The following is a 26,775-nucleotide window of genomic DNA, read 5'->3' as shown; positions in this document are numbered from 1 at the left end:
TCATATTTCAGTGCGTTGTCATCAGAACACGACGGCGGATCGCTGGAAAACCGGCCTGGAAAAGTGCGGCAGCCTGTTGAATGAGACCCTGATTAACGGCCGGCCAATTTGTCTGTTTTCGCTCAACAAACCTTTGCAGGTCGGGCCGCTGAGTATTGATCTGGTCGAGTTACCATATCCCGGCGATAAACGTTACCCGCACGAAGGCTGGGAACATATTGAGATTGTCCTGCCCGGTGCTGAAGACGAATTATATACACGGGCGCTGGCGCTGATTGCTGATGAAGCGCTAATGACGCCCGGTATTAAGCTGAAACAAAGTGCGCCGAAAGGGGAGAACGAGCGTTTGCCTAACCCGACGCTGGCGATCACTGACGGCTCTGTGACCATCAAATTTCACCCGCACAGCCTGCGGGCGATTGTCGCCAGCGAAAGGGAAGACGGTTAACGTTGCAGCGTCAGTAACGCCGCTTCCATGCGATCCAGCGCTTTTTCCAGTAACGCGCGCTGGCAACCCAGATTGATACGCACATAAGCCGGTGCGCCAAAATCAGCGCCACCTGAGAAACCGACCCCGGCGTCCACAAAGAAATGGTAAGGGTCCTGCACCGGCAGTGCGCTGGCATCAATCCAGCCAAGGTATGTGCCTTCCGGCGCCAGCATGCGCAATCCTGGCATAGCGTTGATTCTGGCTGTCACCCGTTCGCGGTTACCTCGCAGGTATTCGAGCTGTGCGTTAAGCCATTCCTCGCCATCGCGATAAGCGGCGGTCGCGGCGACATACGCCAAAATATTGACGTGCGGCACAATGCCGTGACTGGCCTCAAGGAATTTCCGGCGTAGTTCCGGGTCAGGAATAATCGCCATCGACGCGCCCAGACCGGCAAGGTTGAAGGTTTTGGACGGCGACATCAGCGTGATCGAACGCTGTTCGGCATCGGCATTGAGTGAGGCGAACGGGATGTGTTTCAGGCCCGGTTCGAGGATCAGGTCACAGTGGATTTCATCCGAACACACCACAAGATCGTGACGTTGCGCGAAGGCCTGCTGTTCGAGTAATTCCTCGCGACGATACACCGTGCCACCGGGGTTATACGGGTTGCAGAGCATCAGCAGCTTTTCGCTGCCATCCAGTAGATTGTCGGCCGTGGAAAAATCGGCCACCCAGCGCTGTTGCTGCTCAGTTACATTAATGGATTTAAACTGACGCCCTTCAGCCTGAGCCGCCTGCATAAACGGCGGATAAATGGGCATGGGCATCAGACTGGAGTTTTGTGGTGCAACAGTGGCGCGGACGGCGACGTTTAATCCGCACACCAGGCCTGGTAACCAGACGATCCATTCGGGCTTAATAGCCCATTCGTAACGATCCGCCAGACGTTTTACCACTAAATCAATGAGTTCCGGCGGTGTGAAACCATACCCAAATACGCCTTCTGCGACCCGTTGCTGCAACTCTTTGATAACCTGAGGCGGAGAAGTGAAGTCGGTATCGGCAACCCAAAGCGGTATCACATCCTGATTATTGTATTTATTCCACTTAACGCTATCACTGTGACTGCGGTCTACCCATAAATCAAAATTGAGTGTCATAGTTAGCTTTCCTAAGCAAACAGATTGGGTGGGGATGCTCATCTCAAAGCCTACGCGACATGGCCGGCTGCAGACAAGTGTTGTAGCATAATGCCGTAATCAGGAGAGATCACATGACTAAATTAGAAGTGTGTTGTTACAGCGTGGACTGTGCATTGACAGCAGAACAAGCCGGGGCCGATCGTGTTGAATTGTGCGCCAGTCAGGCTGACGGGGGCATTACGCCGAGTTACGGTACCCTCAAACTGGCAAGGGAAAAAGTGACCATCCCTGTACATCCGATTGTCCGTCCAAGGGGGGGTGACTTTTGCTACAGCCAGAGTGAATTTGAGGTGTTGAAAAGCGACATCGCTTGTATTCGCGATCTCGGCTATCCGGGTCTGGTGGTCGGCATGCTGGATGCGGAAGGGCATATTGATATGGCGAGAATGTGGGAGGTGATGGCGCTGTGCGGCGATATGGCCGTAACATTCCATCGCGCATTCGACATGTGCCTTAACCCGAAGATTGCACTGGAACAGTTGACTCAGTTAGGGGTGGCGCGCATTCTGACCTCCGGGCAACAACAAAATGCTGAAGTCGGTTTACCGATGCTTCGGGAACTCAATCAGCTGACGCGTGGTCCAATTATTATGGCTGGCGCGGGTGTGCGTCTGACGAATTTGCAGAAGTTTGTGGATATCGGGCTGACGGAGTTACACAGTTCAGCAGGGCGTCAGGTGAAATCCGCCATGCGCTACCGGAAAGCCGGTGTCACTATGAGTTCTGATACTGACTTTGATGAATTCAGTCGTTATTGCGTGGATGGCGATATTGTTGCCGCAATGAAAAGCACATTGCAGTTTGACGATGAAATATCCCGCACGGCGTAATAACTCAAAGATTTAACCGGGTCACACGACCCTTATTGCGTCGCCCTGCGCAAGTACCAGGCCCCGTCATGTTGGCGGGGCTTTTTTTGTGCTCCTGATTCTGCTGTCGTTGCGTAATTGATTCGGATAATCTGTCTGCTCATCAAATTGTTACCGCCGGACAGGGACATGAAAAAGTTAGTGATTACTCTCGCGCTGTTGGGATTTACGCACTCATTATTTGCCGCTGATAAACAACCCAGCAGTGTTCTGGATAATGGTGCTGAGACATTTGCCATTGACTGTGCAGGCAACCCTCAGCAAACGACGCTGGATATGAACGATTGTTATGCGGAAAAAATCGACAAGCTGAATTGGGTGAAACAGACGTACCTTGTGGCGGCCAGAAAACGTATTGAGCAAACGGCTACAGGTCCGAACCCGGATCCTGACGCAGCAGCTGTGCTGAAAGCGTTTGATGAGGAAACTCAGGCGTGGGATGCGTTTGAAGAGAAAGCCACTTTTGCGACGTACACTGACTATCAGGGCGGGACGATCAGAGGCGTGATGTCGCTGTCGCGGAAAATGGAACTCATCGAGTTGCGTGTTAAAGATATCTGGAGCAACTGGCTGCAATATCAGGATTCAACGCCAGCGGTATTACCCGAACCAAAATTTAAAGATGACCATTAATCCGGTTTTCTTGGCCTGAAAAAGCGCCCCGGGCGGCGCTTTTTATGACGGGCAACACTCAGCCCCAGGTCAGCAGCGCCACACCGAACATTCCTGCTTTCACCACCAGGCACATCACGAAAAGGCCTAGAACAATAACAGCCCGATCCATGAGGAATCGAATTCTTCTGCGCATTAATTTCTCCAAGAAATACTTGCGTACGGATAAATTGGTTGGCCGAATTTATACACGAAATGCTATGAATCAATCCAATGATATAGCGTCAAAACGTGGAGCTTTACAAAGGGCTGTGGCTGACGCGGAAACAATTACTTCTCGTAAAAATTTTTTATTCTGATAGCGACGTCAATATTTGCCCAGTGCAATTCGTTTTCCTTGTGCAGACTGCTGCTGCCATCTTCCCAGGAAACGTAATACGACACGATGTCGTGCTCTGATTCAAAAGTATTCATCACGGTACCTTTGATATCGCCAGATCTGTGTTTAACGATGCTGCCTTTAGGGAACTTCATACTTCCTCCCGTAATGCGAACGACGATCTCCGTCATAACAAACCGATAGCCTTCTGAAAGGTTAGACCTTTTTACAGCGTGATGTACAGAGTGACGTGACTGAAAGTGAGGATAAAGTGTGAGCAATGACTTCCGCCAGACAGGAAGATGTCTGGCGGAGGAGGAAGGTCGTTATGGTTTGCGGGCGATGAGCAAGGCGCGGCGAGGAGCCGGATAACCTTCGATAGTTTTGGTCGGATCATTCGGGTCGAGGAATTCAGCCAGTGATTCGCTGGTCATCCAGTCGGTACGGCGCTGTTCTTCAAGTGTCGTGACGCTGACATCCGCAATACGCACATCCACAAAGCCGCATTTGATCAGCCAGTTTTTCAGGGCTTCAGCAGAAGGGATGAAATAAATATTCCCCATCTGCGCGTAACGGTCACCCGGCACCAGGACCTGCTCGCTGTTACCTTCGACAACCAACGTTTCGAGCACCAGTTCCCCTTCGCTGACCAGCTGATTTTTCAGTTGCAGAAGATGATCTAATGGCGAACGGCGGTGATACAGCACGCCCATAGAAAAAACGGTGTCGAAAGCGTTCAGCTCGGGTAATTGTTCGATGCCCAGCGGCAGCAAATGTGCGCGCTGATCGCCCCCCAGTAATTTACGCACGGCCTCGAACTGACACAGGAACAACTGCATCGGATCGATACCCACCGCCAGATGTGCGCCTGCACCAATCATGCGCCACATGTGATAACCGCTGCCGCAGCCGACATCTAAAATCGTGCGGCCAGCAAGGGAAGAAATGTGCGGCAAAACGCGATCCCATTTCCAGTCAGAGCGCCATTCAGTATTGATTTCAACGTCGTACAGCGAGAATGGTCCTTTGCGCCATGGCATCATATTACGCAGCAGGTTTTCAATCCCTTCGCGCTGACCGGCAGGCAAAGGGACTTCCATATTGGCGCTGACGCTGTGCAACAAATCCAGACGTTCCGGCTGCAACAGCGGCAAACGATCCACTGAGTTAAACCACAGTTTGAATTTGCCGTGCAGAGATTCTTTCTGCCACGCGGTCAGTTGCGAAGGCAAAGTATTGAGCCACGGACTTAACGGCCCTTTGGCGATAACGCGATAAAAATCACCGAAATCAATCATTGTGCTTCTCCGGCTTTCAGCGCAATCAGTGAGCCGAAGTTAAAACACTGGAACCAGACTTCCGTGTGCTGGAAACCGGCCTGATGCAGGCGGGCTTTATGCGTTTCGACGGAATCGGTCAGCATAACGTTTTCGAGCATGCTGCGTTTCTGGCTGATTTCCAGCTCGCTGTAGCCGTTCGCACGTTTGAAGTCGTGATGCATATTGAACAACAGTTCGCCGACGTCTTTGTCTTCGAAGCTGAATTTTTCTGACAGCACCAGCGCCGCGCCCGGACGCATGCCCTGATACACCTGATTCAGCAAACGCTGGCGGTCAGCCGGTTCGAGGAATTGCAGGGTAAAGTTGAGCACTACCATCGAGGCATTTTTCAGCTCGATATCGAGAATATCGGATTCGATCACGCTGACCGGTGTATCCGCGCGGAAAGCATCAATGTGACGACGGCAGCGTTCCACCATGGCGGGAGAGTTATCGACAGCAATAATTTCGCAGCCCGGCACCTTAATGTTACGACGCATCGACAGCGTGGCAGCACCCAGCGAACAGCCCAGATCATAGACGTTGGAGTCGGGCTGAACGAAGCGCTCGGCGAGCATGCCAATCATCGAAATAATGTTGGAATAGCCCGGAACAGAGCGTTGGATCATGTCAGGGAAAACTTCCGCGACGCGTTCATCGAACGTCCAGTCGCCAAGCTTATCTATAGGTGCAGAAAACAGCGTATCGTGGTTTGCCATAGCGGTGAGTCAGGCCAAAAAGAATGTGGGTAAAAAGTTGAGGGCAGATTTTAGCAGATACTGGCGCAGGCAGATACCTGCGCGCCTGGGAGTTGTTTCAAAAGGGCATCAAATCTGTCTGGCAAATGTTCCGTGCTCAGTCAAAGTTGAGGAATTGCGACCACGGCAGATAGATAATATTGATCACGACCATCAGCACCAGAGAAATATAGGTGGCAGCCATGCCATTACGGCGCCAGGCAAATTCGCGGTTTTTCAGCCCGTAATAATGGAATAACCGGCCGAGGATCAGTAACAGGCCGCAGGCGTGTACAGTCCATATCGCCGCGCCGTTCATTTCCATATACAACAATAATAAACAGCCAATCGGCAGATATTCTACAGCGTTGCCGTGTACACGTATGGCGGTTTGTAATTCGTAGGATCCGCCGTCGCCGGTGGCGATACGGTATTGCATCCGCAGACGGACAACATCGAAAGAGAGTTTGATCAAAAGTATGGCGGCAAGCACGACATATAACGCGCTAATCATGATGACTTCCTTGGTTATTCCCTGTATCCCGGCGGAACAGCACTGATTTTCCGCTGCGTAGCCATGATAACGGGAAGGCATAAAACTGTCGTCAGAAAAACCTGAATATTCTTAGAACAACGCATCCTGCTCCGGCCAGTCCGGCGCGGGCTGGACCGAAGGAATGTGCTGACGCAGATCCTGCCACAGGTAGCGTGCCTGCTGGGGCGCGTCGGAACAATCGGGCGTATGAATAAACAGATACGGTGACAATCCCTGTGATTGCCAGTCGCTGAGTTTTGCAATCCACTGGCCGAAAAGTGGACGGTTTGCCTCAAGACTGTCGCCGCCGATAAAGCGGACAATCGGGCGGGAGGATGTCGCCAGCGCGTGCAGCGGCAGTATCGGTTTTTTGCGTTTGGCTTCGAGCACCGCTTCGGTGGTGGAGGTTGAGCTGTGAACCGGGCGACTGTCAAGGATCGCACGATTAATGCCGCGCAGATGTAATCCCTGATTCAGCGCCCGTTCTTCCTCACCTTTATTGAAGAAATCCGCATGGCGCACTTCAACGCCGTAATCGAAACCGGCGGGCAGGGCATCAAGAAATTGCCACAGGCGATCAAGATGTACGGGCGCAAATGCGGCAGGAAGTTGCAGCCAGAGCTGGCCGATGCGTTCACCGAGCGGTTCGAGCGTGCGGTAAAACATATCGACGTCTTCCTGACAATTCGCCAGTGCGGCTTTATGGCTGATGATGGAAGGAAATTTAAAACAAAAACGGAAAGACTCAGGCGTCATATCACGCCAGCGCATCACCACTTCCTGTTTGGGCAGGGCGTAAAACGTGGTATTGCCTTCGACGCAATTGAAGTACCGCGCGTAATCGGCCAGATCACGCAAACCCACCTGTGTCCAGGCGCTGTGATGCCATTGCGGTAAACCAATATACATATCGATGCTCCCTTTTCCGGGCCAAATCCCAAATAAAACGCCGCCTCAGCGGGCGGCGTTCAGGCATGAAAATCAGGGTAACGTTACTCTGGCAACGCGGCAAGCACTTCGGCAGTGGAACGGACACGGCTGATACGCGGGAAAATAAACTGCATGCTGGACTGATGATGGTCATTGTTGTGTGCGCTGCACGCATCTTCTGCGATCACCAGTTCATAGCCATGTTCCCAGGCATTACGGGCCGTAGATTCCACGCCGATGTTGGTGGAAATACCGGCAAGCACGATGCTTTTAATGCCGCGGCGGCGCAGTTGTAAATCCAGATCGGTGCCGTAAAACGCGCCCCACTGACGTTTGATCACCAGCAGATCGCTGTCGGTTACGCCCAGTTGTTCCGGGAATTCCCACCAGCTTGCCGGTAAACCGCCTTCCGGCGCAGCCGCAGGGACATCAACCGGTTGTTTCAGCGCTTCGTCAAAAGAGTCAGACCAGCCCACGCGCACCATGACGACCGGCGCACCCAGTTTACGGAAACGGGTTGCCAGTTCAGTGGCATTATCCAGCACCTGCTGTGCGGTGTGCGGGCCGCCTGCGAACGGTAAAATTCCTTTCTGTAAGTCAATCAGTACCAGCGCGGTGTTTTTTGGATCAAGTTTCATGTTTAGCTCCCGGTTTTCAAAATGGGTAATGAGAGAAAGGAATCATTTAGTGCGTGTACAAAGGGGATTGCGTGAGTCTATGCTAGCGCGGGGAGCAAAAAGATATAATTTTGTTAAATTATGTGTAGCCAGCAACACGAGTGAATTTCCGCGCCAGCGTTGACGTGTTCGCACTTATCCTTCGCCGGAAATTCCTTTATAATAGCCGCCTTTTTTCGACCTGAATAAAACCCATTCCGTGCGCTGCTGAGTTTTGCGGCGGGCGACCAGAGTCAATAACCGTTTCTGTGCCTGTGAGCCATGAGGCCGGGTAGTGGGATCAAAAGGATACCGTTATGCGTACTGTATATTGTGGAAAACTGAATGCGTCCAATGTGGGCCAGGAAGTAACATTGTGTGGCTGGGTTAACCGTCGCCGCGATTTGGGTGGTTTGATTTTCATCGATATGCGTGACCGCGAAGGCATCGTTCAGGTTTTCTTCGACCCCGATCAGGCAGAAGCCTACAAGCTGGCGTCTGAACTGCGTAACGAGTTCTGCATCCAGTTAACCGGCACCGTGCGCGCACGCCCGGAAAGCCAGTTCAATAAAGACATGGCGACCGGTGAAGTGGAAGTGTTCGCCAGTAATCTGAACATTATCAACCGTTCAGAATCGCTGCCGCTGGACTCCAACCACGTCAACACTGAAGAAGCGCGTCTGAAATACCGCTATCTGGATTTGCGTCGCCCTGAAATGGCTAACCGCCTGAAAGCGCGTGCAAAAATCACCAGCTTCGTACGCCGTTTCATGGACAGCCATGACTTCCTCGACATCGAAACTCCGATGCTGACCAAAGCTACACCGGAAGGCGCGCGTGACTATCTGGTGCCAAGCCGTGTGCACAAAGGTAAGTTCTACGCCTTGCCGCAGTCTCCTCAGCTGTTCAAACAACTGCTGATGATGTCTGGTTTTGATCGTTATTATCAGATCGTAAAATGCTTCCGTGACGAAGATTTACGTGCTGACCGTCAGCCTGAATTCACCCAGATCGATGTGGAAACCTCTTTCATGAGCGCCGAACAAGTGCGCGAAGTGATGGAGAAACTGGCCCGCGAACTGTGGCAGGAAGTGAAAGGCGTGGATCTGGGCGACTTCCCGATCATGACCTTCGCAGAGGCCATGCGTCGCTACGGTTCTGATAAACCGGACCTGCGCAACCCGATGGAAATGGTGGATGTTGCGGACCTGATGAAAAACATCGAGTTCAAAGTGTTTGCTGATCCGGCCAACGATCCGAAAGGCCGCGTGGCTGCATTGCGCGTTCCGGGCGGTGCCTCCCTGAGCCGTAAACAAATTGACGAATACGCCAAATTTATCGAAATCTACGGTGCGAAAGGCCTGGCTTATATCAAAGTGAATGAAGTGGCGAAAGGCCTGGAAGGTATCCAGAGCCCGGTGGCTAAATTCCTGAATGAAGAACTGCTGGCTGCCCTGATCGCACGCACTGGTGCACAGGATGGCGACATGATTTTCTTCGGCGCAGCCAGCGCGAAGATTGTGACTGACGCGATTGGCGCACTGCGCCTTAAAGTCGGCCGTGACCTGAAAATCACTAAAGAAGACATGTGGGCTCCGCTGTGGGTGATCGACTTCCCGATGTTTGAAGACACTGACGAAGGCGGCCTGAGCGCTATGCACCACCCGTTCACTGCACCAAAAGACATGAGCGCAGAAGAACTGGCAGCGAACCCGGTTTCTGCTATCGCTAACGCCTACGACATGGTGATCAACGGCTACGAAGTGGGCGGCGGTTCTGTGCGTATTCACCGCAGCGAAATGCAGCAGACCGTGTTCAGCATTCTGGGTATTAACGAGCACGAACAGCGCGAGAAATTCGGCTTCCTGCTCGACGCCCTGAAATACGGTACGCCTCCGCACGCCGGTCTGGCATTTGGTCTCGATCGTCTGGTGATGTTGCTGACCGGCACGGATAACATCCGTGACGWGATCGCCTTCCCTAAAACTACCGCTGCGGCGTGTCTGATGACCGAAGCGCCAAGTTTTGCCAACCCTGCGTCGCTGCTGGAACTGGGCATTGCGGTTGTGGCGAAAAAAGAAGTGACACCAGACACAAATACAGAGAATAACTAATGAGCTATAAGCGTCCTGAGTCGATACTGTGCGTCATCTACGCCAGAAACACCGGCAGGGTGCTGATGCTTCAACGAAAGGATGACCCGAATTTCTGGCAGTCGGTGACCGGCAGTCTGGAAGACGGGGAATCCCCAAATCAAACCACGCAGCGTGAAGTCATGGAAGAGGTCGGTATCGACATTGCAGGTGAAAACCTGACTCTGCAGGACTGCCATCGCTGCGAGGACTTTGAAATATTTGCGCATTTGCGCCATCGCTATGCTCCCGGTGTGACCCGCAATAAAGAACATTGGTTCTGTCTGGCGTTACCCGACGAGCGTGATGTGGTTCTCACCGAACATCATGCGTACCGGTGGCTCGATAAACTGGCAGCGGCAGCGCTGACAGTCTCCCCGAGCAACCAGCAGGCGATTGAAGAATTTGTAAACTATTCGGTCTGTTAAGACTTTAGACTTTTTGGAGATATTTATGGCAGGTCACAGTAAGTGGGCCAATACCAAGCACCGCAAAGCGGCGCAAGATTCTAAACGCGGCAAAATTTTTACCAAAATCATTCGTGAGCTGGTTACCGCTGCGCGTCTGGGTGGCGGCGATGCGGGTTCAAACCCACGTCTGCGTGCGGCTATCGATAAAGCGCTGTCCAACAACATGACCCGCGATACCCTCAACCGGGCTATCGCACGTGGCGTGGGCGGTGACGAAGACACCAACATGGAAACCATCATTTATGAAGGTTACGGTCCTGGCGGTTCAGCCATCATGGTTGAATGTCTGAGTGATAACCGCAACCGTACCGTGGCAGAAGTGCGTCATGCCTTCACCAAAACCGGTGGCAATCTGGGTACCGACGGTTCCGTGGCTTATCTGTTCTCCAAAAAAGGCGTGATCACTTTCGCTCCTGGCCTGGACGAAGATGTGCTGATGGAAGCCGCGCTGGAAGCGGGTGCTGAAGACATCATTTCTTACGATGATGGCGCTATTGATGTCTTTACTGCCTGGGAAAATCTGGGCGAAGTGAAAGACGCGCTGGAAGCCGCCGGTTACAAAGCCGATTCCGCTGAAGTCACGATGATCCCATCGACCAAAGCCGACATGGATGCAGAAACTGCACCTAAACTGTTGCGCCTGATCGACATGCTGGAAGATTGTGACGATGTGCAGGAGGTTTACCACAACGGTGAAATCTCCGACGAGATCGCAGAAACCCTGTAATCTCAGTGCCGCCGGTGGCTACCACCGGCTGGCTATCCTGTTGTCCCTCAGCAGTTTATACTCTCCCCAACTTTCCAAAAAAACGACAACACAAGGCGTTGACTGGCTATGGCTATTATTCTGGGGATCGACCCCGGTTCGCGTATTACCGGCTATGGCATTATCCGCCAGACAGGGCGTCAGCTCAGCTATCTCGGCAGCGGCTGTATCCGCACCGTGGTGGACGATATGCCGGGACGTCTGAAACTGATTTACGCCGGTGTGTCGGAAATCATTACGCAATTTCAGCCTGATTTTTTTGCCATCGAATCCGTGTTTATGGCGAAGAACGCCGACTCCGCGTTAAAGCTCGGGCAGGCACGCGGTGCGGCAATTGTCGCTGCTGTCAATCAGGATCTGCCGGTGTTTGAGTATGCGGCGAGGCAGGTCAAACAGACCGTGGTCGGTACCGGTGCGGCAGAAAAAGCGCAGGTTCAGCATATGGTGCGGTCAATCCTGAAATTACCGGCTAACCCGCAGGCCGATGCCGCCGATGCGCTGGCAATTGCCATAACGCATTGTCATATGAGTCAGAATGCTATCCGGCTCAGCAGTGACAAATTACAGATGGCGCGCGGACGGATGCGATAGACGCCGCAAGTCCATTAGGCTGGATATCCATCCAGCCTTTTTTATGATATAAACATCGCTGCTTTTGACCTGATAAGGAAAATGAACGTGATAGGCAGACTACGAGGCATTATTCTGGAAAAACAGCCCCCTTTGGTGCTGCTTGAAACCAACGGCGTGGGCTATGAAGTGCATATGCCGATGACCTGTTTTTATGAATTGCCGGAACTGGGTCAGGAAGCTATCATCTTCACGCAATTTATCGTCCGTGAAGATGCCCAGTTGCTCTACGGATTTAACGATAAACAAGAGCGCGCGCTGTTTCGCGAGCTGATTAAAGTCAACGGCGTTGGGCCGAAGCTGGCGCTGGCGATTCTGTCAGGCATGTCGGCGCAGCAGTTTGTCAGTGCGGTAGAAAAGGAAGAAATCACCGCATTAATTAAGTTACCTGGCGTCGGTAAGAAAACCGCAGAACGCCTGGTCGTCGAAATGAAAGACCGGTTTAAAGGATTAAACGGTGATCTATTTAACAATCATACTGATATCACGCTACCTGCATCGGCGTCGAAAGCTAAAGAATCTGACGCCGAAGGCGAAGCCGTTGCAGCGCTGATATCCCTCGGATATAAACCACCGGAAGCCAGCCGCATGATCAGCAAGGTGGCCAAACCGGGCGCAGAATCTGAAACGTTGATTAGAGAAGCGCTGCGCGCAGCGCTGTGAGGTAAACGATGATTGAAGCTGACCGCCTGATTTCTTCCGAAGTTTTCAGTGAAGAAGAGGTCATTGACCGTGCGATCCGCCCGAAGTTGCTCAGCGAATACGTTGGACAGCCGCATGTGCGTTCGCAAATGGAAATCTTTATTCAGGCGGCTAAGCAACGCAAAGATGCGCTCGATCACCTGTTGATTTTCGGACCGCCGGGACTGGGTAAAACCACGCTGGCCAACATCGTGGCGAACGAGATGGGCGTGAATTTACGTACCACGTCGGGGCCGGTGCTGGAAAAAGCCGGTGATCTGGCCGCGATGCTGACCAACCTCGAGCCGCATGATGTGCTTTTTATTGATGAAATCCACCGTCTCTCACCGGTCGTCGAAGAAATTCTCTATCCGGCGATGGAAGACTATCAGCTGGATATCATGATTGGTGAAGGTCCTGCGGCACGCTCCATCAAACTCGATTTACCGCCGTTTACCCTGATTGGTGCGACGACCCGCGCCGGTTCCCTGACGTCACCGTTACGTGACCGTTTCGGTATCGTACAGCGTCTGGAGTTCTATCAGGTGGCTGATTTGCAGCACATCGTCGGGCGTAGCGCCTCCTGCCTCGGGCTGGAGTTGTCGGAAGAGGGCGCGCATCAGATAGCCCGCCGTTCACGCGGAACGCCGCGTATCGCTAACCGCTTATTACGCCGTGTGCGTGACTTCGCGGAAGTGAAAGGCGACGGTACCATTAATGGTGATGTGGCTAACGGCGCGCTGGATATGCTGGATGTTGATGCCGAAGGTTTCGATTACATGGACCGCAAACTGTTGCTGGCCATTATCGATAAGTTCAGCGGCGGGCCGGTCGGGCTGGATAACTTAGCCGCGGCGATTGGCGAAGAGCGCGAGACGATTGAAGACGTCATCGAACCCTTCCTGATCCAGCAGGGATTTATTCAGCGCACACCGCGCGGGCGTATGGCGACCAATCATGCGTATAAGCATTTCGGTATTGCCAGAGAATCTGAGTAACAGATCTCCTGAGCATAATAAACGGACGCCCTGAGCGTCCGTTTTGCTTTCCGTCATCAGGTATTAACGACTGACTTCACAGCGGCTGACCATCCGCCAGTTACGTGGCAACTCGCGTACTTCACCCGCCAGAATCACCTTTCCTGTTGCATGAATATCGGCGCTTGAAGAGCCCACCTGAACTTCAACAGAACCCGGTTCGACGATGCGCTTACCGGCGTGACTGGTGAAATTCAGCATGTCGGTCGGGATACTGAAACTCAGCGTTGCGGTTTGTCCGGCGTCCAGCGCTACGCGCTCAAAAGCCTTGAGTTCCTGCATCGGGCGCACCAGTGATGCCACACAGTCACGCAGATAAACCTGCACCACCTCGCTGCCCGCCTGATTTCCGGTATTGGTGACTTTGATTTGTACTGCAATATCGCCATTTTCGATGGCGACCGGTTGCTGATTCAGTTGTAAATCATGATAGCGGAACGTGGTGCCGCTCAGCCCGTAGCCAAACGGGTATTTTGCACCGAAGTGAAACGCAATTGGCGTGCCGCCACTTTTCAGTTTGTGATTGTAGTAATACGGCATCGCACCGGCGCTTTTCGGTACGGAAACCACCAGCCGCCCGGACGGAGCCTGTTTGCCACTGATAATGTCGCTGATGGCGCGTCCCCCTTCCTGTCCGGGGGCAAATGCCATCAGGTATCCGGCGACTTTTTCTTCCAGCCCGCCAAGGGAATACGGACGACCGCCGGTCATTATCACAATGGTCGGTTTGCCGGTTGCGATCACGGCTTCCAGCAACTGCTGCTGAACGCCCGGCAGTTGCAGGCTGTCTGTATCAGAGCCTTCGCCGACAGTACCGCTCTGGAATAAACCGGCCAGATCGCCGACAAACACCAGTGCGACGTCACTTTCCTGCGCCAGTTTTACGGCCTGCGGGATCAGCGCGGTACTTCGTGATACCGGCGAGTTTTGCATGGGTGTTGCGGCATCGCCGGGGAAGACCGGCGCGCCCGCTGTGCGTTTTTCGAGAATATGGCAACCTTTGGTATAACGGATATTTTGCTCACCATAGGCCTCGCGTAATGCCTGTAATGGCGTAATGATCTGTTCTGTCTGCGCCTGCATTTCGCTGATGATCAGATGCACCGGAAAACTGTAACCGCTGAGCAACGCCAGAGGATCATCTGCCGTCGGGCCGATCACCGCGATTTTTTGGCCGGATGTGGGTTTCAGCGGCAGAATGCCATTATTTTCCAGCAGAGTGATTGAGCGGACCGCGGCTTTCCAGGCCAGTTCCCGCGTGGCAGGTTGCTGAAGCTGCGGCTCAGGCTCAATGGCGTAAGGCTGTTCAAACAGGCCAAGGCGAAATTTTTCAGTCAGCACGCGTGCGACAATTTCGTCAATTTTCGCCATATCAATCAGGCCACGCGAAACGGCATCCGCCAGATGTTGTGCGCAGTCACCTTTCGGTAATTCAATATCCAGACCCGCATTGAACGACAGCGCGSCGGATTCGGCATCGTCGTGGCTGACACCGTGATGCTGATGCAGCAGGCTGACACCACCGTAATCGGCAACAATCAGACCGTCGAACCCCCATTGTTCACGCAAGATTTCCGTCAGCAGGAAGTGATCGCTGTGGCAAGGCTGACCATCAATGTCGTGATATGCCGGCATCACAGAACCGGCATTCGCCAGCTTCACCGCCATCTCAAACGGCAGCAGGAAAGTGTCATTCAGCTCGCGAAAACCAAGATGAACCGGCGCATGGTTGCGCGCCCCTTCGCTGAAAGAGTGCCCGACATAATGTTTCAGCGTGGCCAGCAGGTCCCGCGCTTCGCCCTGTAATCCGCGCACGTAAGCGGTCGCCATCACGCCGACCAGATACGGGTCTTCACCAAAGGTTTCCTCGGTACGTCCCCAGCGCACATCGCGCGACACATCCAGAACCGGTGCCAGCCCCTGATGACAACCAACGCTTTGTGCTTCCTGACGGATAGCACCTGCAATTTGCTCCATCAGTTGCGGATCCCACGTTGAGGCGTAGCTCAGGGACGAGGGAAACAGTGTGGCGTCTTTGCACAATAAGCCGACCAGACATTCTTCGTGGAACATCGCCGGAATACCCAGCCGGGTGTCTTCTACCAGCGTTTTTTGCAGCCGGTTCAGCGCCTGTACGCCTTCTGCCGGGCTGACCACGTGCGTGCCGAGCGGACGGGTGATTTGCCCTGCGCCAGATGCCAGTTGCTGTTCCAGCGCCTGACTCTGTTTGTGACCGGAAAAATCATCGCTCAGATCGGTACGTTCTTTGTGATTGCCGTTGCTGTCGAGGATCAGCCAGAACGCATGCATCTGCGCGAATTTTTCCTCCGGCGTCATGCGTGCCAGAAGATCGGCGACGCGGCGGGCAACGGGCTGTGAAGCATCCTGATAAAGATAAGTCATCTTACATCTCCTTGATTAATCAAAGGGCGTGAACCGCTGAGCACGGGGTCATCGTCGCCCCCGAAAGAACGTCGCGTTGCGAGGGATGAGGCGATAGTTTGCATGGTGCGGCTGTTGAGTTTGTAGGTAAAAAGCAGCGCGGCCATCAGCAGGAATAACGCACAGGGCACCAGTGTGAACAGTGAATTGATGGTCAGCATCACCGAAGCACTTTGCGTGGCGCCGTTCGGCAGGTAACCGACCATACCAAGCACCCAGCCGACGATGGCACCGCCCAGTGCCAGCCCGAATTTGATGGCAAACAGCGCAGTGGAGAATACCAGCCCGTCAAGCCGGCGGCCGGTGCGGGATTCTTCGTGATCCACAACGTCGGAGAACATCGTCCATTGCAGCGGGGTGGTCAGGTTTTGGATAAAACTGAACACAAGATTGAGGGCAAAAATAAGACTGACGGAAGGGGAGGGAATAAAGAAAATCGCTGCATTACACACCACAAAAGTCAGAATTGTCCATTGATAGGATTTAATCCGGTCGAATTTACCCAGTATTTTCTCAGACAATAGTGCACCAAATAACGAGGCGATCATGCCAAAAACAATAAAATTAAAAATCAGATCCGGGCGGCCTAGCACATATTTCACATAATACATGGTGGCGGAACCACGGATAACGACGGCACATAATAGTAAGATATTAAAAATAAAAACAATGCGCCATTGTGAGTTATTCCACAGTAATTTCAGGTCGCTCAGCATTGAACCGGAGGTGTCATTGCGCGGTTGATAACGCTCACGCGTCAGTGCGAAACAACAGAAAAATAATACGATACCGAGTAATCCCATCAGGCTCATGGCATAGAAATAGCCTTTCTGCGGGTTACCTGCGCCGAGTTTTGCCACCAGCGGCAGGGCGATCACTGTTACCACCAGCCCCCCGATAAATGACAGTCCGAAGCGCCACGACTGCAGCGAATGGCGTTCGCGCGGGTCGAGTGTTAACGCCCCCGGCATGGCACAATACGGCACATTGATGGCGGAATATACCAGACTGAGTAACGTATAAGTGATTGCTGCATAAATAATTTTACCGGTCGGTGATATGTCTGGTACATAAAATGTGATCAGGCAACAGACCCCAAACGGTATTGCAAACCACAGCAGCCACGGACGGAATTTCCCGTAGCGTGTTGTGGTGCGATCAACCAGCGCACCGATGCAGGGATCTACGCAGGCATCCACGGCGCGTACCACTAAAAATAGTGTGCCCATGATCGCGGCGGGTAAACCAAAAACATCCGTGTAGAAATAAGCGAGAAATAAAGTCGCAGTTTGCCAGACCAGCGCACTGGCCATATCGCCGAGTCCGTAGCCAATCTTATCTTTTACTGAAAGAACCGGAGTGATCACCATTATTTGTTACCTGCTTTCTGTAAGGAGAGATAACCGACGGAAAATAATTCATGTCTTTAACGGAAAAAAAGATAAACAGCCTGGGAAGTAAAATGGTGCCAAAAGTATTGTGAATAGAACTCAGGTAAACAATTGAGGAAATGAATATGCAATTTACGTTTTTTGATTTTGTTTTTTATTTGTGAACGGGATCAAACTGACGGCGGTGTTTGCTTCATCGGCGCGTGGATCCGGACTGGCAAAGGCCCGCGTTGAGCGGGATGCCATCTCCGGTGAATGGGCTGAGACAGGGTTTTTATCACTCTTCCCGCCAGCGGAAATAACCGGTCACCGCTTTTAATGCGGCGGGTAACTGGCGGTGGCCGGGGTAATAGAGAAAGAATCCGGGAAAGGTGACCGACCAGTCTTCAAGCACCCGGATCAGCTTACCTTCCGCCACCAGCGCATCATGTTCAGCACTCTGCGCGCTGTACACCAGCCCGATTCCATCGAGCGCAATGCGGGTCATCATGCTGACGCTGTCGACCACCAGCGGCCCGCTGACGGGCACGGTAATCTGTCGCCCATTTTTTTCGAACTCCCAGCGGTACAGCGAACCGCTGGCAATTTCCCGACGCCCAATGCAGGCATGGTTTTTCAAATCGGCAGGCGTTTGTGGTTGCGGGCAGCGGGCGAAATAATCCGGCGAACCGTACACCGCAGAGTGAAAATCGGCGGTCAGGCGTACCGCACTCATGTCCTGCTGAACATCGCCCCGGATGCGTACGCCTGCATCAAACCCCTCACTGATGATGTCCACGAAACCGTCATTGGTGGCAAGTTCCAGCGTGATATCCGGGAACGTCTGACAAAATTTGGGCAACTGCGGCAGGAAAACCATGTCAGCAGCGATGCGTGGCGTATTAATACGCACCGTGCCTTTGGGTATCCCCCTCAAAGCGTTCACTTTCTCCATCGCATCAGAGATGACTGATAATGCCGGCACCACTTCCGCCAGCAATGCGTAACCCGCTTCGGTGGGCGATACCTGCCGCGTTGTGCGGTTCAGCAATCTGACGCCCAGACGCTCTTCCAGCGAACGTAAGGAATGGCTCAGCGTTGAAGCGGTTAAATTTAGCCGCGCCGCGGCTTTGCGGAAACTCTTCTCTTCCGCTACGGCGACAAATGCTCTCAGTTCTCCGAATTCGTGGGTGCGCATCAGTTTCCTATTGATGAATAAAAGCCAGTAAAGCATGCGATATAACATGGCTTATTCACAATAATCAATGCGCTTATAGTCAGGCCTCGGTTTGGAAAATTCATCAACGGAGAAAAATATGTCGCAAACATTACGGTTACAGGGGCGGGTTGCGCTGGTCACGGGCGGTGGCTCAGGCATCGGGCGGGCAGCCGCACTGGCGTTTTCACGCGATGGTGCGAAAGTCGTGGTGGCAGGAAGACGGGAAACGGCGCTCCAGGAAACGGTGATGATGATCCGTGAACGGGGCGGTGATGCCCTGGCGGTGCCGGCCGATGTGTCAGACAGCGCACAGGTCCGGCATCTTATTGCCGCGACGCTGGCGCATTACGGGCGACTGGACGCCGCGTTTAATAATGCGGGTGTGGAAGGTTTTGCGCCAGTCAGTGACATGACAGAAGCGGAATTTGACCGGGTGATTGCCACCAATCTGAAAGGCGTCTGGCTGTCAGTGAAATATCAGCTGGAAGCCATGACCGCCGCAGGGCGTGGCGGTGCGATTGTGAATACCTCTTCCTGGCTGGCGCACGGAGCCAGTATTGGCTCTGCTGCGTATTCCGCCAGCAAAGGCGGGCTTGACGCGATGATCCGCGCTATAGCGCTGGAAACCGGTGCGCAGAATATCCGCATCAATAACGTTAATCCCGGCATTATCGATACCCCGATGGCGCGGCGGATGGGCGCAAATGAAGAAACGCTGATCCCTTTTGTGCGCCTGACACCCGCAGGGCGTGTGGGCGAACCGGCAGATGTCGCGGATGTTGTGGCGTGGTTGTGCAGTGATGAAGCGCGATTTGTGACCGGTCAGAATCTGCTGGTCGATGGCGGATTTACGGTGGCGGGGCTGCGTTAGTCAGGACAAAAAAGACCGAGGCTCAGGGACGGGCGTCAGTCTGCACAAAGTCTGAAGCCGATCACAGTTTCATCATCCGGCGAATATTACGACTTGTTTCTGTTTCCGATTCGCCCGAGAATCCGTTTCAGAAAGCAGGATTGTTACTGTCTGACAGGCAAAACCTAAACTTCTCGTTTCTTCGTGTATGACGAAGAGACCGGACGTTTAGGTTTTTTTTTGGCCTGAATTCAGGGGCCGGCCGCCCCTTTGCAACGCAACGGCAATGTCGTGCACGACGCCCTTACTCTGATGAGATGACACTATGGAATACAGAACATTAGCCGACGAAATTCTCCGCGGAGTGGGCGGAAAGGAAAACGTCAACAGTGTGGTGCATTGTGCCACCCGTTTACGCTTCAAGCTAAAAGATACAAGCAAAGCCGATGCTGCCGGGCTGAAAGAAAATCCGGGCGTGATCATGGTGGTCGAGAGCGGTGGTCAGTTTCAGGTAGTGATTGGCAATCACGTCGGTGCCGTCTATGAAGCGCTGGTGAAAGGCAGCGCGCTTTCAGACGGCAGCGATGACGACAGGGGTGATAACGGCAGTGTGTTTGCCCGTGCCATTGATGTCATTTCCGGCATATTCACGCCGTTTATCGGCATTATGGCGGCATCGGGGATCCTCAAAGGTTTTCTGGCACTGGCGCTGGCCTGTGGCTGGATGGTGCCGGAAAGCGGTACCTATAAAGTCTGGTTCGCCGCCAGCGACGCTATGTTTTATTTCTTCCCGCTGGTGATCGGTTATACCGCCGGTAAAAAATTCGGCGGTAATCCGTTTGTGACCATGATGATTGGCGGCGCGATGGTGCACCCGCTGATGATCGCCGCATTTGATGTGCAGCAGTCCGGCGCGCACAGCGAGCATTTCTTAGGCATCCCGCTGGTCTTTATCAATTATACCTCTTCGGTCATTCCGGTGATTCTGGCCGCGTGGGCATCAAGCTGGCTGGAAAAGCAGTCGATGAAAATTTTACCCGGCGCGCTGCGTAACTTCATCACACCGCTGATCTGCCTGATGGTGATTGTGCCGCTGACATTCCTGGTTATCGGGCCGGTCGCGACCTGGGCCAGTCAGCAACTGGCCCATGGCTACCAGTTTGTTTATCACGTCAGCCCGATGGTCGCCGGTGCCTTTATGGGCGCACTGTGGCAGGTCTGTGTGATCTTCGGTCTGCACTGGGGGCTGGTGCCGTTGATGATCAACAACTTCAGCGTGCTCGGCCATGACACCATGCTGCCGCTGTTACTGCCTGCGGTGATGGGACAGGTTGGTGCGGTCGCGGGTGTGATGCTGCGGACCAAAGATGTCCGTACCCGAGCATTGTCAGGGTCGGCGATCAGCGCCGGGATTTTCGGTATCACGGAACCGGCGGTGTATGGCATCACCCTGCCGCATCGGCGTCCTTTTATTTTCGGCTGCGTCGGCGGTGCGCTCGGCGCTGCGGTGCTCGGTTACTTCCAGACCACGGCGTATTCCTTCGGTTTCCCCAGTGTCTTCACGTTTACCCAGATTATTCCGCCCACTGGTTTTGATAAAACAGTGACCGCCGGGATTGCCGGCACCCTGATTGCGCTGTTGTTTGCCGCACTGGCGACTTATTTCTTCGGTGTAAAACAAGAAGCGGTCGCGCCGGAAGTCAGCGAGAAGGCCCAGGCCGATGCGTTACAGGCGCCGCGCGGCAAAATGCTGATCGCCAGCCCGATGAGCGGACCGTGTATCGCACTCGACACAGTGAAAGATCCGACATTCGCCAGCGGCCTGCTGGGTAAAGGTGTGGCCATTGTGCCTGTCGCCGGAAGGGTGGTCTCACCGGTAGACGGCACGGTGGTTTCACTGTTCAAAACCCATCACGCCATCGGAATTGAATCGGCAGACGGCGCAGAAATTCTGATCCACGTCGGCATCGATACGGTGAAGCTCGACGGCAAATTCTTTACGCCACACGTTGACGTCGATGCGGTGGTGAAGCAGGGCGATTTGTTGCTGGAATTCGACGTGCAGGGGATCACTGATGCCGGTTACGACCTGACAACGCCGGTGCTGGTCACCAACAGCGACGATTATCTCGACGTCATTCCGGCCTGTGTCGGACAGGACGCCAGCGAACAAACCCTTTTACTGACTTTATTACGCTAACGAACAGAGCCAGGAGGTTCATATGAACAAGCCATTTCCAAACGGATTTTTATGGGGCGGAGCCGTTGCCGCTAATCAGGTTGAAGGGGCTTACCTGACCGACGGTAAAGGCTTATCCACATCGGATCTGCAACCGCAGGGTGTTTTCGGCCCGGTGCAGGAACGCACGGAAGGGGATTTCGGCGTGAAAGATGTCGCCATCGATTTCTACCACCGTTATCCGCAAGATATGAAATTGTTCGCTGAAATGGGTTTTACCGTATTGCGCACCTCAATCGCCTGGACGCGTATCTTCCCTCAGGGGGATGAATCGCAGCCGAACGAAGCGGGGCTGGCATTCTACGATCGCCTGTTTGATGAGATGGCAAAATACGGTATTACACCGCTGGTGACGCTTTCTCACTACGAAATGCCGTACGGCATCGTAAAAAAACACGGTGGCTGGGGCAGTCGTGACACCATCGGTTTCTTCGAGAATTACGCCCGCACGGTGTTCACCCGTTATAAAGATAAAGTCAAACACTGGCTGACCTTTAACGAAATCAATATGTCGCTGCATGCGCCGTTTACCGGCGTCGGATTGCCGGAAGACAGCAGCAAACAGGACATCTATCAGGCCATTCACCATCAACTGGTTGCCAGTGCCAAAGCGGTAAAAGCCTGTCACGAGATCATTCCTGACGGCAAAATCGGCAATATGCTGCTTGGCGGAATGCTGTATCCGCTGACCTGCAAACCGGCCGATATGATGGAAACCTTGCAGCAGAACCGCGACTGGTTATTCTTCGGCGATGTTCAGGTGCGTGGCGCGTATCCGGCTTATATGCCGCGTTTCTTTAAAGACCGCGGCATGGAAATTAATATTACTTCTGAAGATAAAGCCGCGTTGAAAGAAACCGTCGACTTTATCTCATTCAGTTATTACATGACCGGTTGTGTCACCACGGATGAAGAACAAAATATTAAAGCGCGCGCCAATATATTAAATATGGTGCCGAACCCGCATCTGCAAAGTTCCGAATGGGGATGGCAGATTGACCCGGAAGGGTTGCGCTTCTTAATGAATGAGCTTTATGACCGTTATCAGAAACCGCTATTTATTGTGGAGAACGGTTTAGGCGCGCGCGATAAAGTCGAAGCTGACGGCAGCATTAATGATGATTACCGCATTCAGTACATCAATGACCATCTGGTTCAGGTGCGTGAAGCCATTGAAGACGGCGTGGAAGTGATGGGTTACACCAGCTGGGGACCGATTGATCTGGTCAGCGCCTCGAAAGCGGAATTCTCCAAGCGTTATGGTTATATCTATGTAGACCGCGACGATCAGGGCAATGGCACGCTGGAGCGCCGCCGTAAGAAAAGTTTCTTCTGGTATCAGGAAGTGATTAATTCAAACGGTGCGTCATTAACATCCTGATCTGATCTGATCTGGTCTGAAGGGACTTAAGGCCATCGTCACGTTTTGAGGGCAAAATTTACGTCTGACTGAGGATCGGATCTGGTAAAGTCATCAGGCAGATCCCAAGACTGCGGCAGACAAAACCTGATCATCCATACGGACGATCAGGTTTTTCTTTTCAGGGAGTTACAATGAAAATCGCCAAAATACTCAATAATAATGTGGTGGTTGTCGTCAGCGGGCAGCAACGCGAACAGGTGGTGATGGGACGCGGGCTGGCGTTTATGAAGAAAGCCGGGGATGAGCTGGATGAAAGCAAAATCGAGAAAATTTTTGCCCTGCAGAATGACGAACTGGTCGCGCATCTGACGGAGTTGCTGTCGCATATTCCGATGGAAGTGATGACCACCTGTGATCAGATTATTTCGCTGGCGCGGGGACGGCTGGGGAAATTGCAGGAAAACCTGTATATCGCACTCACCGATCACTGCAATTTTGCCATCGAACGGCAGAAGAAGGGCGTGCCGGTCAGCAATGCCTTGCTGTGGGAAACCCGCCGTCTGTACCCGAAGGAATATGCCCTCGGGCTGGAAGCGCTGGAGATCATCGATTCGCGCCTCGGCGTGCGATTGCCGGTGGATGAAGCCGGTTTTATTGCCCTGCATCTGGTCAATGCGCAGCTTAACGGCGAAATGCCGGAAGTGGCGCAGATTACCCGCGTGATGCAGGAAATCCTCAATCTGGTGAAATACCAGCTGCGTATTGAATACGACGAGGAGTCGCTGAGCTACCAGCGCTTCGTCACCCATCTTAAATTCTTCGCCCAGCGGATGCTCAGCCGCACGGTGGTGGCCGACGATGACATGACCCTGCACGTGGCGGTAAAAGAAAATTACCCACAGGCGTGGCTGTGCGCGGAAAAAATCGGCGATTATCTGGCCGCGCAATATCAGCGCGAACTGACCACGGAAGAAATTATGTATCTCTCCATTAATATCGAACGGGTGAGAAAAGAGTGTCTGCCGAAAGAATCGTCCTGAGCGCACGCAAGCGCAAAATTTGCTGCGCGAAATATGACTGTTCACAATTTTTAATGACGGTTTTTTTTGCCACGGTTAGTGAGAACAGGTAGCATCCTTCGCCGTTATTGCACCAAAACAGTTCCGGCTAAAAAAACTACAGTGGGTAAACCCCATAAACGGCGAGGCTTGCAATCGTTTGCTTGCAGCACCCGGCGTCAGGTGAAGGTTATTTTGGAGAACAACTCATAATGAAGTCTCATAAAAAAACGGCAGAGGCGAAGCACGCGGCTAAACGGCGCTGGCTGGACTCTCACGATCATGGTTATCACAAGAGTATGGGCAACCGTCAGGTTCAGATGATTGCCATTGGTGGTTCTATCGGTACCGGTCTGTTTCTCGGCGCGGGTGCGCGTTTACAGATGGCGGGTCCGGCGCTGGCTATCGTGTATGCGGTGTGTGGTATTTTCTCATTCTTTATCCTGCGTGCACTGGGCGAACTGGTTTTACACCGTCCGACCAGTGGCAGCTTCGTATCCTATGCCCGTGAATTCCTGGGTGAAAAAGCGTCTTACGTAGCAGGCTGGATGTACTTCCTGAACTGGGCGATGACCGGCATTGTCGATATCACCGCAGTGGCTCTGTACATGCACTACTGGGGAACCTTCGGTGATGTTCCGCAATGGATGTTTGCGTTGGGCGCACTGGCGATAGTGGCAACCATGAACATGATCGGCGTGAAGTGGTTCGCTGAGATGGAATTCTGGTTTGCGCTGATCAAAGTGGCGGCGATTGCTATCTTCCTGGTGGTTGGCGTGGTGTTCCTCGGCACCGGCAAACAACTGGACGGTAACACCACCGGTCTGCATCTGATCACCGACAACGGCGGTATTTTCCCGCACGGTTTGTTACCGGCGCTGGTTCTGGTGCAGGGCGTGGTCTTTGCCTTTGCGGCCATTGAGCTGGTCGGTACGGCGGCGGGCGAAACCAAAGATCCTGAGAAAGTGCTGCCGAAAGCCATTAACAGCGTTATCTGGCGTATCGCTTTGTTCTACGTCGGCTCCGTGGTGTTACTGGTGCTGTTGCTGCCGTGGAATGCCTATCAGGCGGGCCAAAGTCCGTTTGTCACCTTCTTCAGCAAGCTGGGCGTGCCTTACATCGGTACCATCATGAATATCGTGGTTCTGACCGCAGCGCTGTCGAGCCTCAACTCCGGCTTGTATTCCACCGGTCGTATTCTGCGTTCCCTGTCGATGGGCGGTTCAGCACCGAAATTCATGTCGAAGATGAGTGCGCAGCAGGTGCCGTACGCCGGTATTCTGGTCACTGTCGGCATTTATGTGATCGGTGTAGTGCTCAACTATTACGTGCCTTCGCAGGTGTTTGAGATTGTCCTGAACGTCGCCTCACTCGGCATCCTCAGTTCATGGGCTTTCATCATTGTCTGTCAGATGAAACTGCGTACTGCGATCAAAGAAGGTCGTGCGAAAGACGTTTCCTTCAAAATGCCGTGGGCACCGGTGACCTCGTGGCTGACGCTGGCCTTCCTGGCGGGCGTTCTGATCCTGATGGCGTTTGACTACCCGAACGGCACCTACACGGTGGCGACCATTCCGGTGCTGATCATTCTGCTGGTACTGGGCTGGATGGGTCTGCGCAAACGTGCTGCTGAAGTGCATGCCGAACAGGCTGCGCAGGAAGAAGCACATCAGGAAAGTATTGAAGCGAAGTAATTCGTTTCGCAGATTCCAGCAAAGGGCTGCCGTCATGGCGGCCCTTTTTCATTCCTGCCCGTAAAAAATCTGAAACAGCCACAATGTCTCTTTCCTTTGACTAGGCTTATTCTTTTATGAGGAGAGGCAAACCTATGTTGAAGATTGTTTTACAAATATTTTCCAGCCCGGAAAAGTTCCTCGGACTGTTCAGCGCCGCAGACATGGAAAATACGCTGGAAGAGGGCGAGCGTATTCTGATTGATGAAAACGGGACGGCATCAGTCAATCCGGCTAATCAGGAGATGCAGCAAGACTTTGCCCGCCACGTCAAACGCATGAGCGTGCTGTAATGGCGACAGCCGTTTTCATGGTGTTAATGGTCTGCGGCTACTGGTATACCACCCGCGACATTTCATCGCGCTTCAAACTTAAACGCACCTTTGGCTGGGACGTCTATTTTCTGGTGGCGCTGTATGGCTGTATTTTTGTCCTGCAGGGTGTACTGGTCATAGCACTGCTATATCTGGCGCTGTGGGGGATTTCCGGTGTCATCAACTGGCTGCCCGCCTTGCCGCATTTACATCAGGATGTGCACTACCAGCGTGATTTCATCAACTGGAGTTTCTTAGGCATTCAGGCACCGGTGGTGATTATGCTTGCCGTCTCCGTGATGCTGTGTCTGGTCCGCACTACCTGGTCACCGGGCTTACGCCTTAATACTGCCGGACGCAGAGAGTTGTACAAACAACTTACCCGCGCCAACGGCGTGGAAGGACTGTTGTATCAGTGTATGGAAGAGGGCGATATGGTATTCATCACCCTGCAGTCGCGGCGTGTTTATATCGGCATGGTGCATACCGCAAGGTGTGAAACAAGTTCGTCGGACAATGTGGTCGTGATCCCGATGGTCAGCGGTTATCGCGATAAAGACACACTGGAGCTGCGCGTTGAGCATAATTATGCCCGCTATTATCAGGAACATGGCATCACGCCGGTGTCAGATCCGGTGAGCGCGCTGAAGTTTCGTAAGGTGATTTTACTGAGCCAGATAGAAACGCTGTCGCTGTTTGACCCGTCAAGTGCCTGTGCGTTTGAGAAGCTTATTCCGCTGGTTGAAGAAGAAATGGCCCGGAAAATTGGTGAGAAGGACGCCTGAAATAAGGCGTCCTG

Annotated in this window: 26 protein-coding genes; 16 read left to right on the top strand and 10 right to left on the bottom strand. The window is 53.1% G+C overall.

Annotated features, from left to right (window positions below; translation table 11 throughout):
* Positions 1 to 448 (top strand): VOC family protein (locus tag AC1DUO_RS16625; RefSeq protein WP_477988027.1); only part of this gene is annotated, 448 nt, incomplete at its 5' end.
* Here AC1DUO_RS16625 and AC1DUO_RS16620 read toward each other — a convergent pair.
* The gene (locus tag AC1DUO_RS16620; RefSeq protein WP_013575023.1) at positions 445 to 1,593 is read right to left on the bottom strand and encodes a MalY/PatB family protein; all 1,149 of its coding nucleotides are present in this window, start codon (positions 1,591 to 1,593) and stop codon (positions 445 to 447) included. The two genes, AC1DUO_RS16625 and AC1DUO_RS16620, sit on opposite strands and share 4 nt — an antisense overlap.
* Before the next feature lie 113 nt (positions 1,594 to 1,706).
* Here AC1DUO_RS16620 and cutC point away from each other — a divergent pair, with 113 nt between their 5' ends.
* Both cutC and AC1DUO_RS16610 read left to right on the top strand, forming a co-directional pair.
* The gene (gene cutC, locus AC1DUO_RS16615; protein ID WP_013575024.1) at positions 1,707 to 2,465 is read left to right on the top strand and encodes a copper homeostasis protein CutC; all 759 of its coding nucleotides are present in this window, start codon (positions 1,707 to 1,709) and stop codon (positions 2,463 to 2,465) included.
* A gap of 168 nt (positions 2,466 to 2,633) precedes the next feature.
* Positions 2,634 to 3,137 (top strand): lysozyme inhibitor LprI family protein, encoded by a 504-nt coding sequence (locus tag AC1DUO_RS16610; protein ID WP_013575025.1) that lies wholly within the window; start codon positions 2,634 to 2,636, stop codon positions 3,135 to 3,137.
* Between the two features lie 309 nt (positions 3,138 to 3,446).
* Here the strand turns inward: AC1DUO_RS16610 and AC1DUO_RS16605 are convergent, their stop codons facing one another.
* The 6 genes from AC1DUO_RS16605 to AC1DUO_RS16580 form a co-directional block, all read right to left on the bottom strand.
* Positions 3,447 to 3,650: a hypothetical protein gene (locus AC1DUO_RS16605; RefSeq protein WP_013575027.1), complete on the bottom strand. Its 204-nt coding sequence runs from the start codon at positions 3,648 to 3,650 to the stop codon at positions 3,447 to 3,449.
* A 171-nt stretch (positions 3,651 to 3,821) separates the two neighbouring features.
* Positions 3,822 to 4,793 (bottom strand): tRNA 5-methoxyuridine(34)/uridine 5-oxyacetic acid(34) synthase CmoB, encoded by a 972-nt coding sequence (cmoB, locus tag AC1DUO_RS16600; protein ID WP_013575028.1) that lies wholly within the window; start codon positions 4,791 to 4,793, stop codon positions 3,822 to 3,824.
* The gene (cmoA, locus tag AC1DUO_RS16595) at positions 4,790 to 5,533 is read right to left on the bottom strand and encodes a carboxy-S-adenosyl-L-methionine synthase CmoA (RefSeq protein ID WP_013575029.1); all 744 of its coding nucleotides are present in this window, start codon (positions 5,531 to 5,533) and stop codon (positions 4,790 to 4,792) included. Before cmoA ends, cmoB begins: the two co-directional genes overlap by 4 nt.
* A gap of 136 nt (positions 5,534 to 5,669) precedes the next feature.
* Positions 5,670 to 6,065 carry an MAPEG family protein gene (locus AC1DUO_RS16590; RefSeq protein ID WP_013575030.1) on the bottom strand — a complete coding sequence of 132 codons (396 nt, stop codon included), beginning with the start codon at positions 6,063 to 6,065 and terminating at the stop codon, positions 5,670 to 5,672.
* A gap of 111 nt (positions 6,066 to 6,176) precedes the next feature.
* Positions 6,177 to 6,995 (bottom strand): DUF72 domain-containing protein, encoded by an 819-nt coding sequence (locus AC1DUO_RS16585; RefSeq protein WP_223509479.1) that lies wholly within the window; start codon positions 6,993 to 6,995, stop codon positions 6,177 to 6,179.
* A gap of 83 nt (positions 6,996 to 7,078) precedes the next feature.
* Entirely contained in the window at positions 7,079 to 7,654 is a 576-nt protein-coding gene (locus AC1DUO_RS16580) for a hydrolase (RefSeq protein WP_112198650.1), read from the bottom strand.
* A 335-nt stretch (positions 7,655 to 7,989) separates the two neighbouring features.
* Here AC1DUO_RS16580 and aspS point away from each other — a divergent pair, with 335 nt between their 5' ends.
* The 6 genes from aspS (at position 7,990) to ruvB (ending at position 13,349) form a co-directional block, all read left to right on the top strand.
* The gene (gene aspS, locus AC1DUO_RS16575; RefSeq protein ID WP_477988015.1) at positions 7,990 to 9,786 is read left to right on the top strand and encodes an aspartate--tRNA ligase; all 1,797 of its coding nucleotides are present in this window, start codon (positions 7,990 to 7,992) and stop codon (positions 9,784 to 9,786) included.
* Positions 9,786 to 10,232 carry a dihydroneopterin triphosphate diphosphatase gene (gene nudB, locus AC1DUO_RS16570; protein ID WP_013575034.1) on the top strand — a complete coding sequence of 149 codons (447 nt, stop codon included), beginning with the start codon at positions 9,786 to 9,788 and terminating at the stop codon, positions 10,230 to 10,232. The genes aspS and nudB overlap by 1 nt, the downstream gene beginning before the upstream one ends.
* A 25-nt stretch (positions 10,233 to 10,257) precedes the next feature.
* Positions 10,258 to 11,001 (top strand): YebC/PmpR family DNA-binding transcriptional regulator, encoded by a 744-nt coding sequence (locus AC1DUO_RS16565; RefSeq protein WP_013575035.1) that lies wholly within the window; start codon positions 10,258 to 10,260, stop codon positions 10,999 to 11,001.
* Positions 11,002 to 11,109: 108 nt separating this feature from the next.
* Entirely contained in the window at positions 11,110 to 11,631 is a 522-nt protein-coding gene (ruvC, locus tag AC1DUO_RS16560) for a crossover junction endodeoxyribonuclease RuvC (protein ID WP_013575036.1), read from the top strand.
* A gap of 87 nt (positions 11,632 to 11,718) precedes the next feature.
* Positions 11,719 to 12,333 (top strand): Holliday junction branch migration protein RuvA, encoded by a 615-nt coding sequence (gene ruvA, locus AC1DUO_RS16555; protein WP_013575037.1) that lies wholly within the window; start codon positions 11,719 to 11,721, stop codon positions 12,331 to 12,333.
* 8 nt (positions 12,334 to 12,341) lie between these two features.
* On the top strand, positions 12,342 to 13,349 hold the full coding sequence (gene ruvB, locus AC1DUO_RS16550) for a Holliday junction branch migration DNA helicase RuvB (protein WP_037034899.1): 1,008 nt from the start codon (positions 12,342 to 12,344) through the stop codon (positions 13,347 to 13,349).
* 63 nt (positions 13,350 to 13,412) lie between these two features.
* Here ruvB and AC1DUO_RS16545 read toward each other — a convergent pair whose 3' ends face one another.
* From AC1DUO_RS16545 to AC1DUO_RS16535, 3 genes are all read right to left on the bottom strand, one after another.
* A complete protein-coding gene (locus AC1DUO_RS16545; RefSeq protein WP_477988011.1) occupies positions 13,413 to 15,791 on the bottom strand; it encodes a glycoside hydrolase family 3 N-terminal domain-containing protein in 2,379 nt (792 codons plus the stop codon).
* Positions 15,788 to 17,200, bottom strand: a complete 1,413-nt coding sequence (locus AC1DUO_RS16540) for an MFS transporter (RefSeq protein WP_443566547.1) — start codon at positions 17,198 to 17,200, stop codon at positions 15,788 to 15,790. The genes AC1DUO_RS16545 and AC1DUO_RS16540 overlap by 4 nt, the downstream gene beginning before the upstream one ends.
* A 298-nt stretch (positions 17,201 to 17,498) precedes the next feature.
* Positions 17,499 to 18,398: a LysR family transcriptional regulator gene (locus tag AC1DUO_RS16535; RefSeq protein WP_223509477.1), complete on the bottom strand. Its 900-nt coding sequence runs from the start codon at positions 18,396 to 18,398 to the stop codon at positions 17,499 to 17,501.
* 118 nt (positions 18,399 to 18,516) lie between these two features.
* On the opposite strand from AC1DUO_RS16535, the gene AC1DUO_RS16530 reads away from it, so the two are divergent.
* The 7 genes from AC1DUO_RS16530 to AC1DUO_RS16500 all read left to right on the top strand — a co-directional run bounded on the left by AC1DUO_RS16530 (position 18,517) and on the right by AC1DUO_RS16500 (position 26,761).
* Complete coding sequence (locus AC1DUO_RS16530) at positions 18,517 to 19,290, top strand: SDR family NAD(P)-dependent oxidoreductase (RefSeq protein ID WP_015689680.1); 774 nt, start codon at positions 18,517 to 18,519, stop codon at positions 19,288 to 19,290.
* Positions 19,291 to 19,594: 304 nt separating this feature from the next.
* Positions 19,595 to 21,469: a PTS beta-glucoside transporter subunit IIABC gene (gene bglF / locus AC1DUO_RS16525; protein ID WP_477988008.1), complete on the top strand. Its 1,875-nt coding sequence runs from the start codon at positions 19,595 to 19,597 to the stop codon at positions 21,467 to 21,469.
* A gap of 22 nt (positions 21,470 to 21,491) precedes the next feature.
* Positions 21,492 to 22,889 (top strand): glycoside hydrolase family 1 protein, encoded by a 1,398-nt coding sequence (locus AC1DUO_RS16520; protein WP_015689682.1) that lies wholly within the window; start codon positions 21,492 to 21,494, stop codon positions 22,887 to 22,889.
* Between the two features lie 173 nt (positions 22,890 to 23,062).
* Complete coding sequence (gene bglG / locus AC1DUO_RS16515) at positions 23,063 to 23,911, top strand: transcriptional antiterminator BglG (RefSeq protein WP_015689683.1); 849 nt, start codon at positions 23,063 to 23,065, stop codon at positions 23,909 to 23,911.
* 230 nt (positions 23,912 to 24,141) lie between these two features.
* Positions 24,142 to 25,623, top strand: coding sequence for an L-asparagine permease (gene ansP, locus AC1DUO_RS16510; RefSeq protein ID WP_015689684.1), 1,482 nt, complete (start codon positions 24,142 to 24,144; stop codon positions 25,621 to 25,623).
* Positions 25,624 to 25,757: 134 nt separating this feature from the next.
* Positions 25,758 to 25,955 carry a hypothetical protein gene (locus AC1DUO_RS16505; RefSeq protein ID WP_013575048.1) on the top strand — a complete coding sequence of 66 codons (198 nt, stop codon included), beginning with the start codon at positions 25,758 to 25,760 and terminating at the stop codon, positions 25,953 to 25,955.
* Positions 25,955 to 26,761, top strand: coding sequence for a hypothetical protein (locus tag AC1DUO_RS16500; protein WP_015689685.1), 807 nt, complete (start codon positions 25,955 to 25,957; stop codon positions 26,759 to 26,761). Before AC1DUO_RS16505 ends, AC1DUO_RS16500 begins: the two co-directional genes overlap by 1 nt.
* The last annotated feature ends 14 nt before the right edge of the window (positions 26,762 to 26,775 follow it).

The sequence above is a fragment of the Rahnella sp. P4_A8 genome (assembly GCF_056402435.1).
Note: the sequence above shows the minus strand (reverse complement) of the source record. Positions and strands in the feature narration are given on the sequence as shown.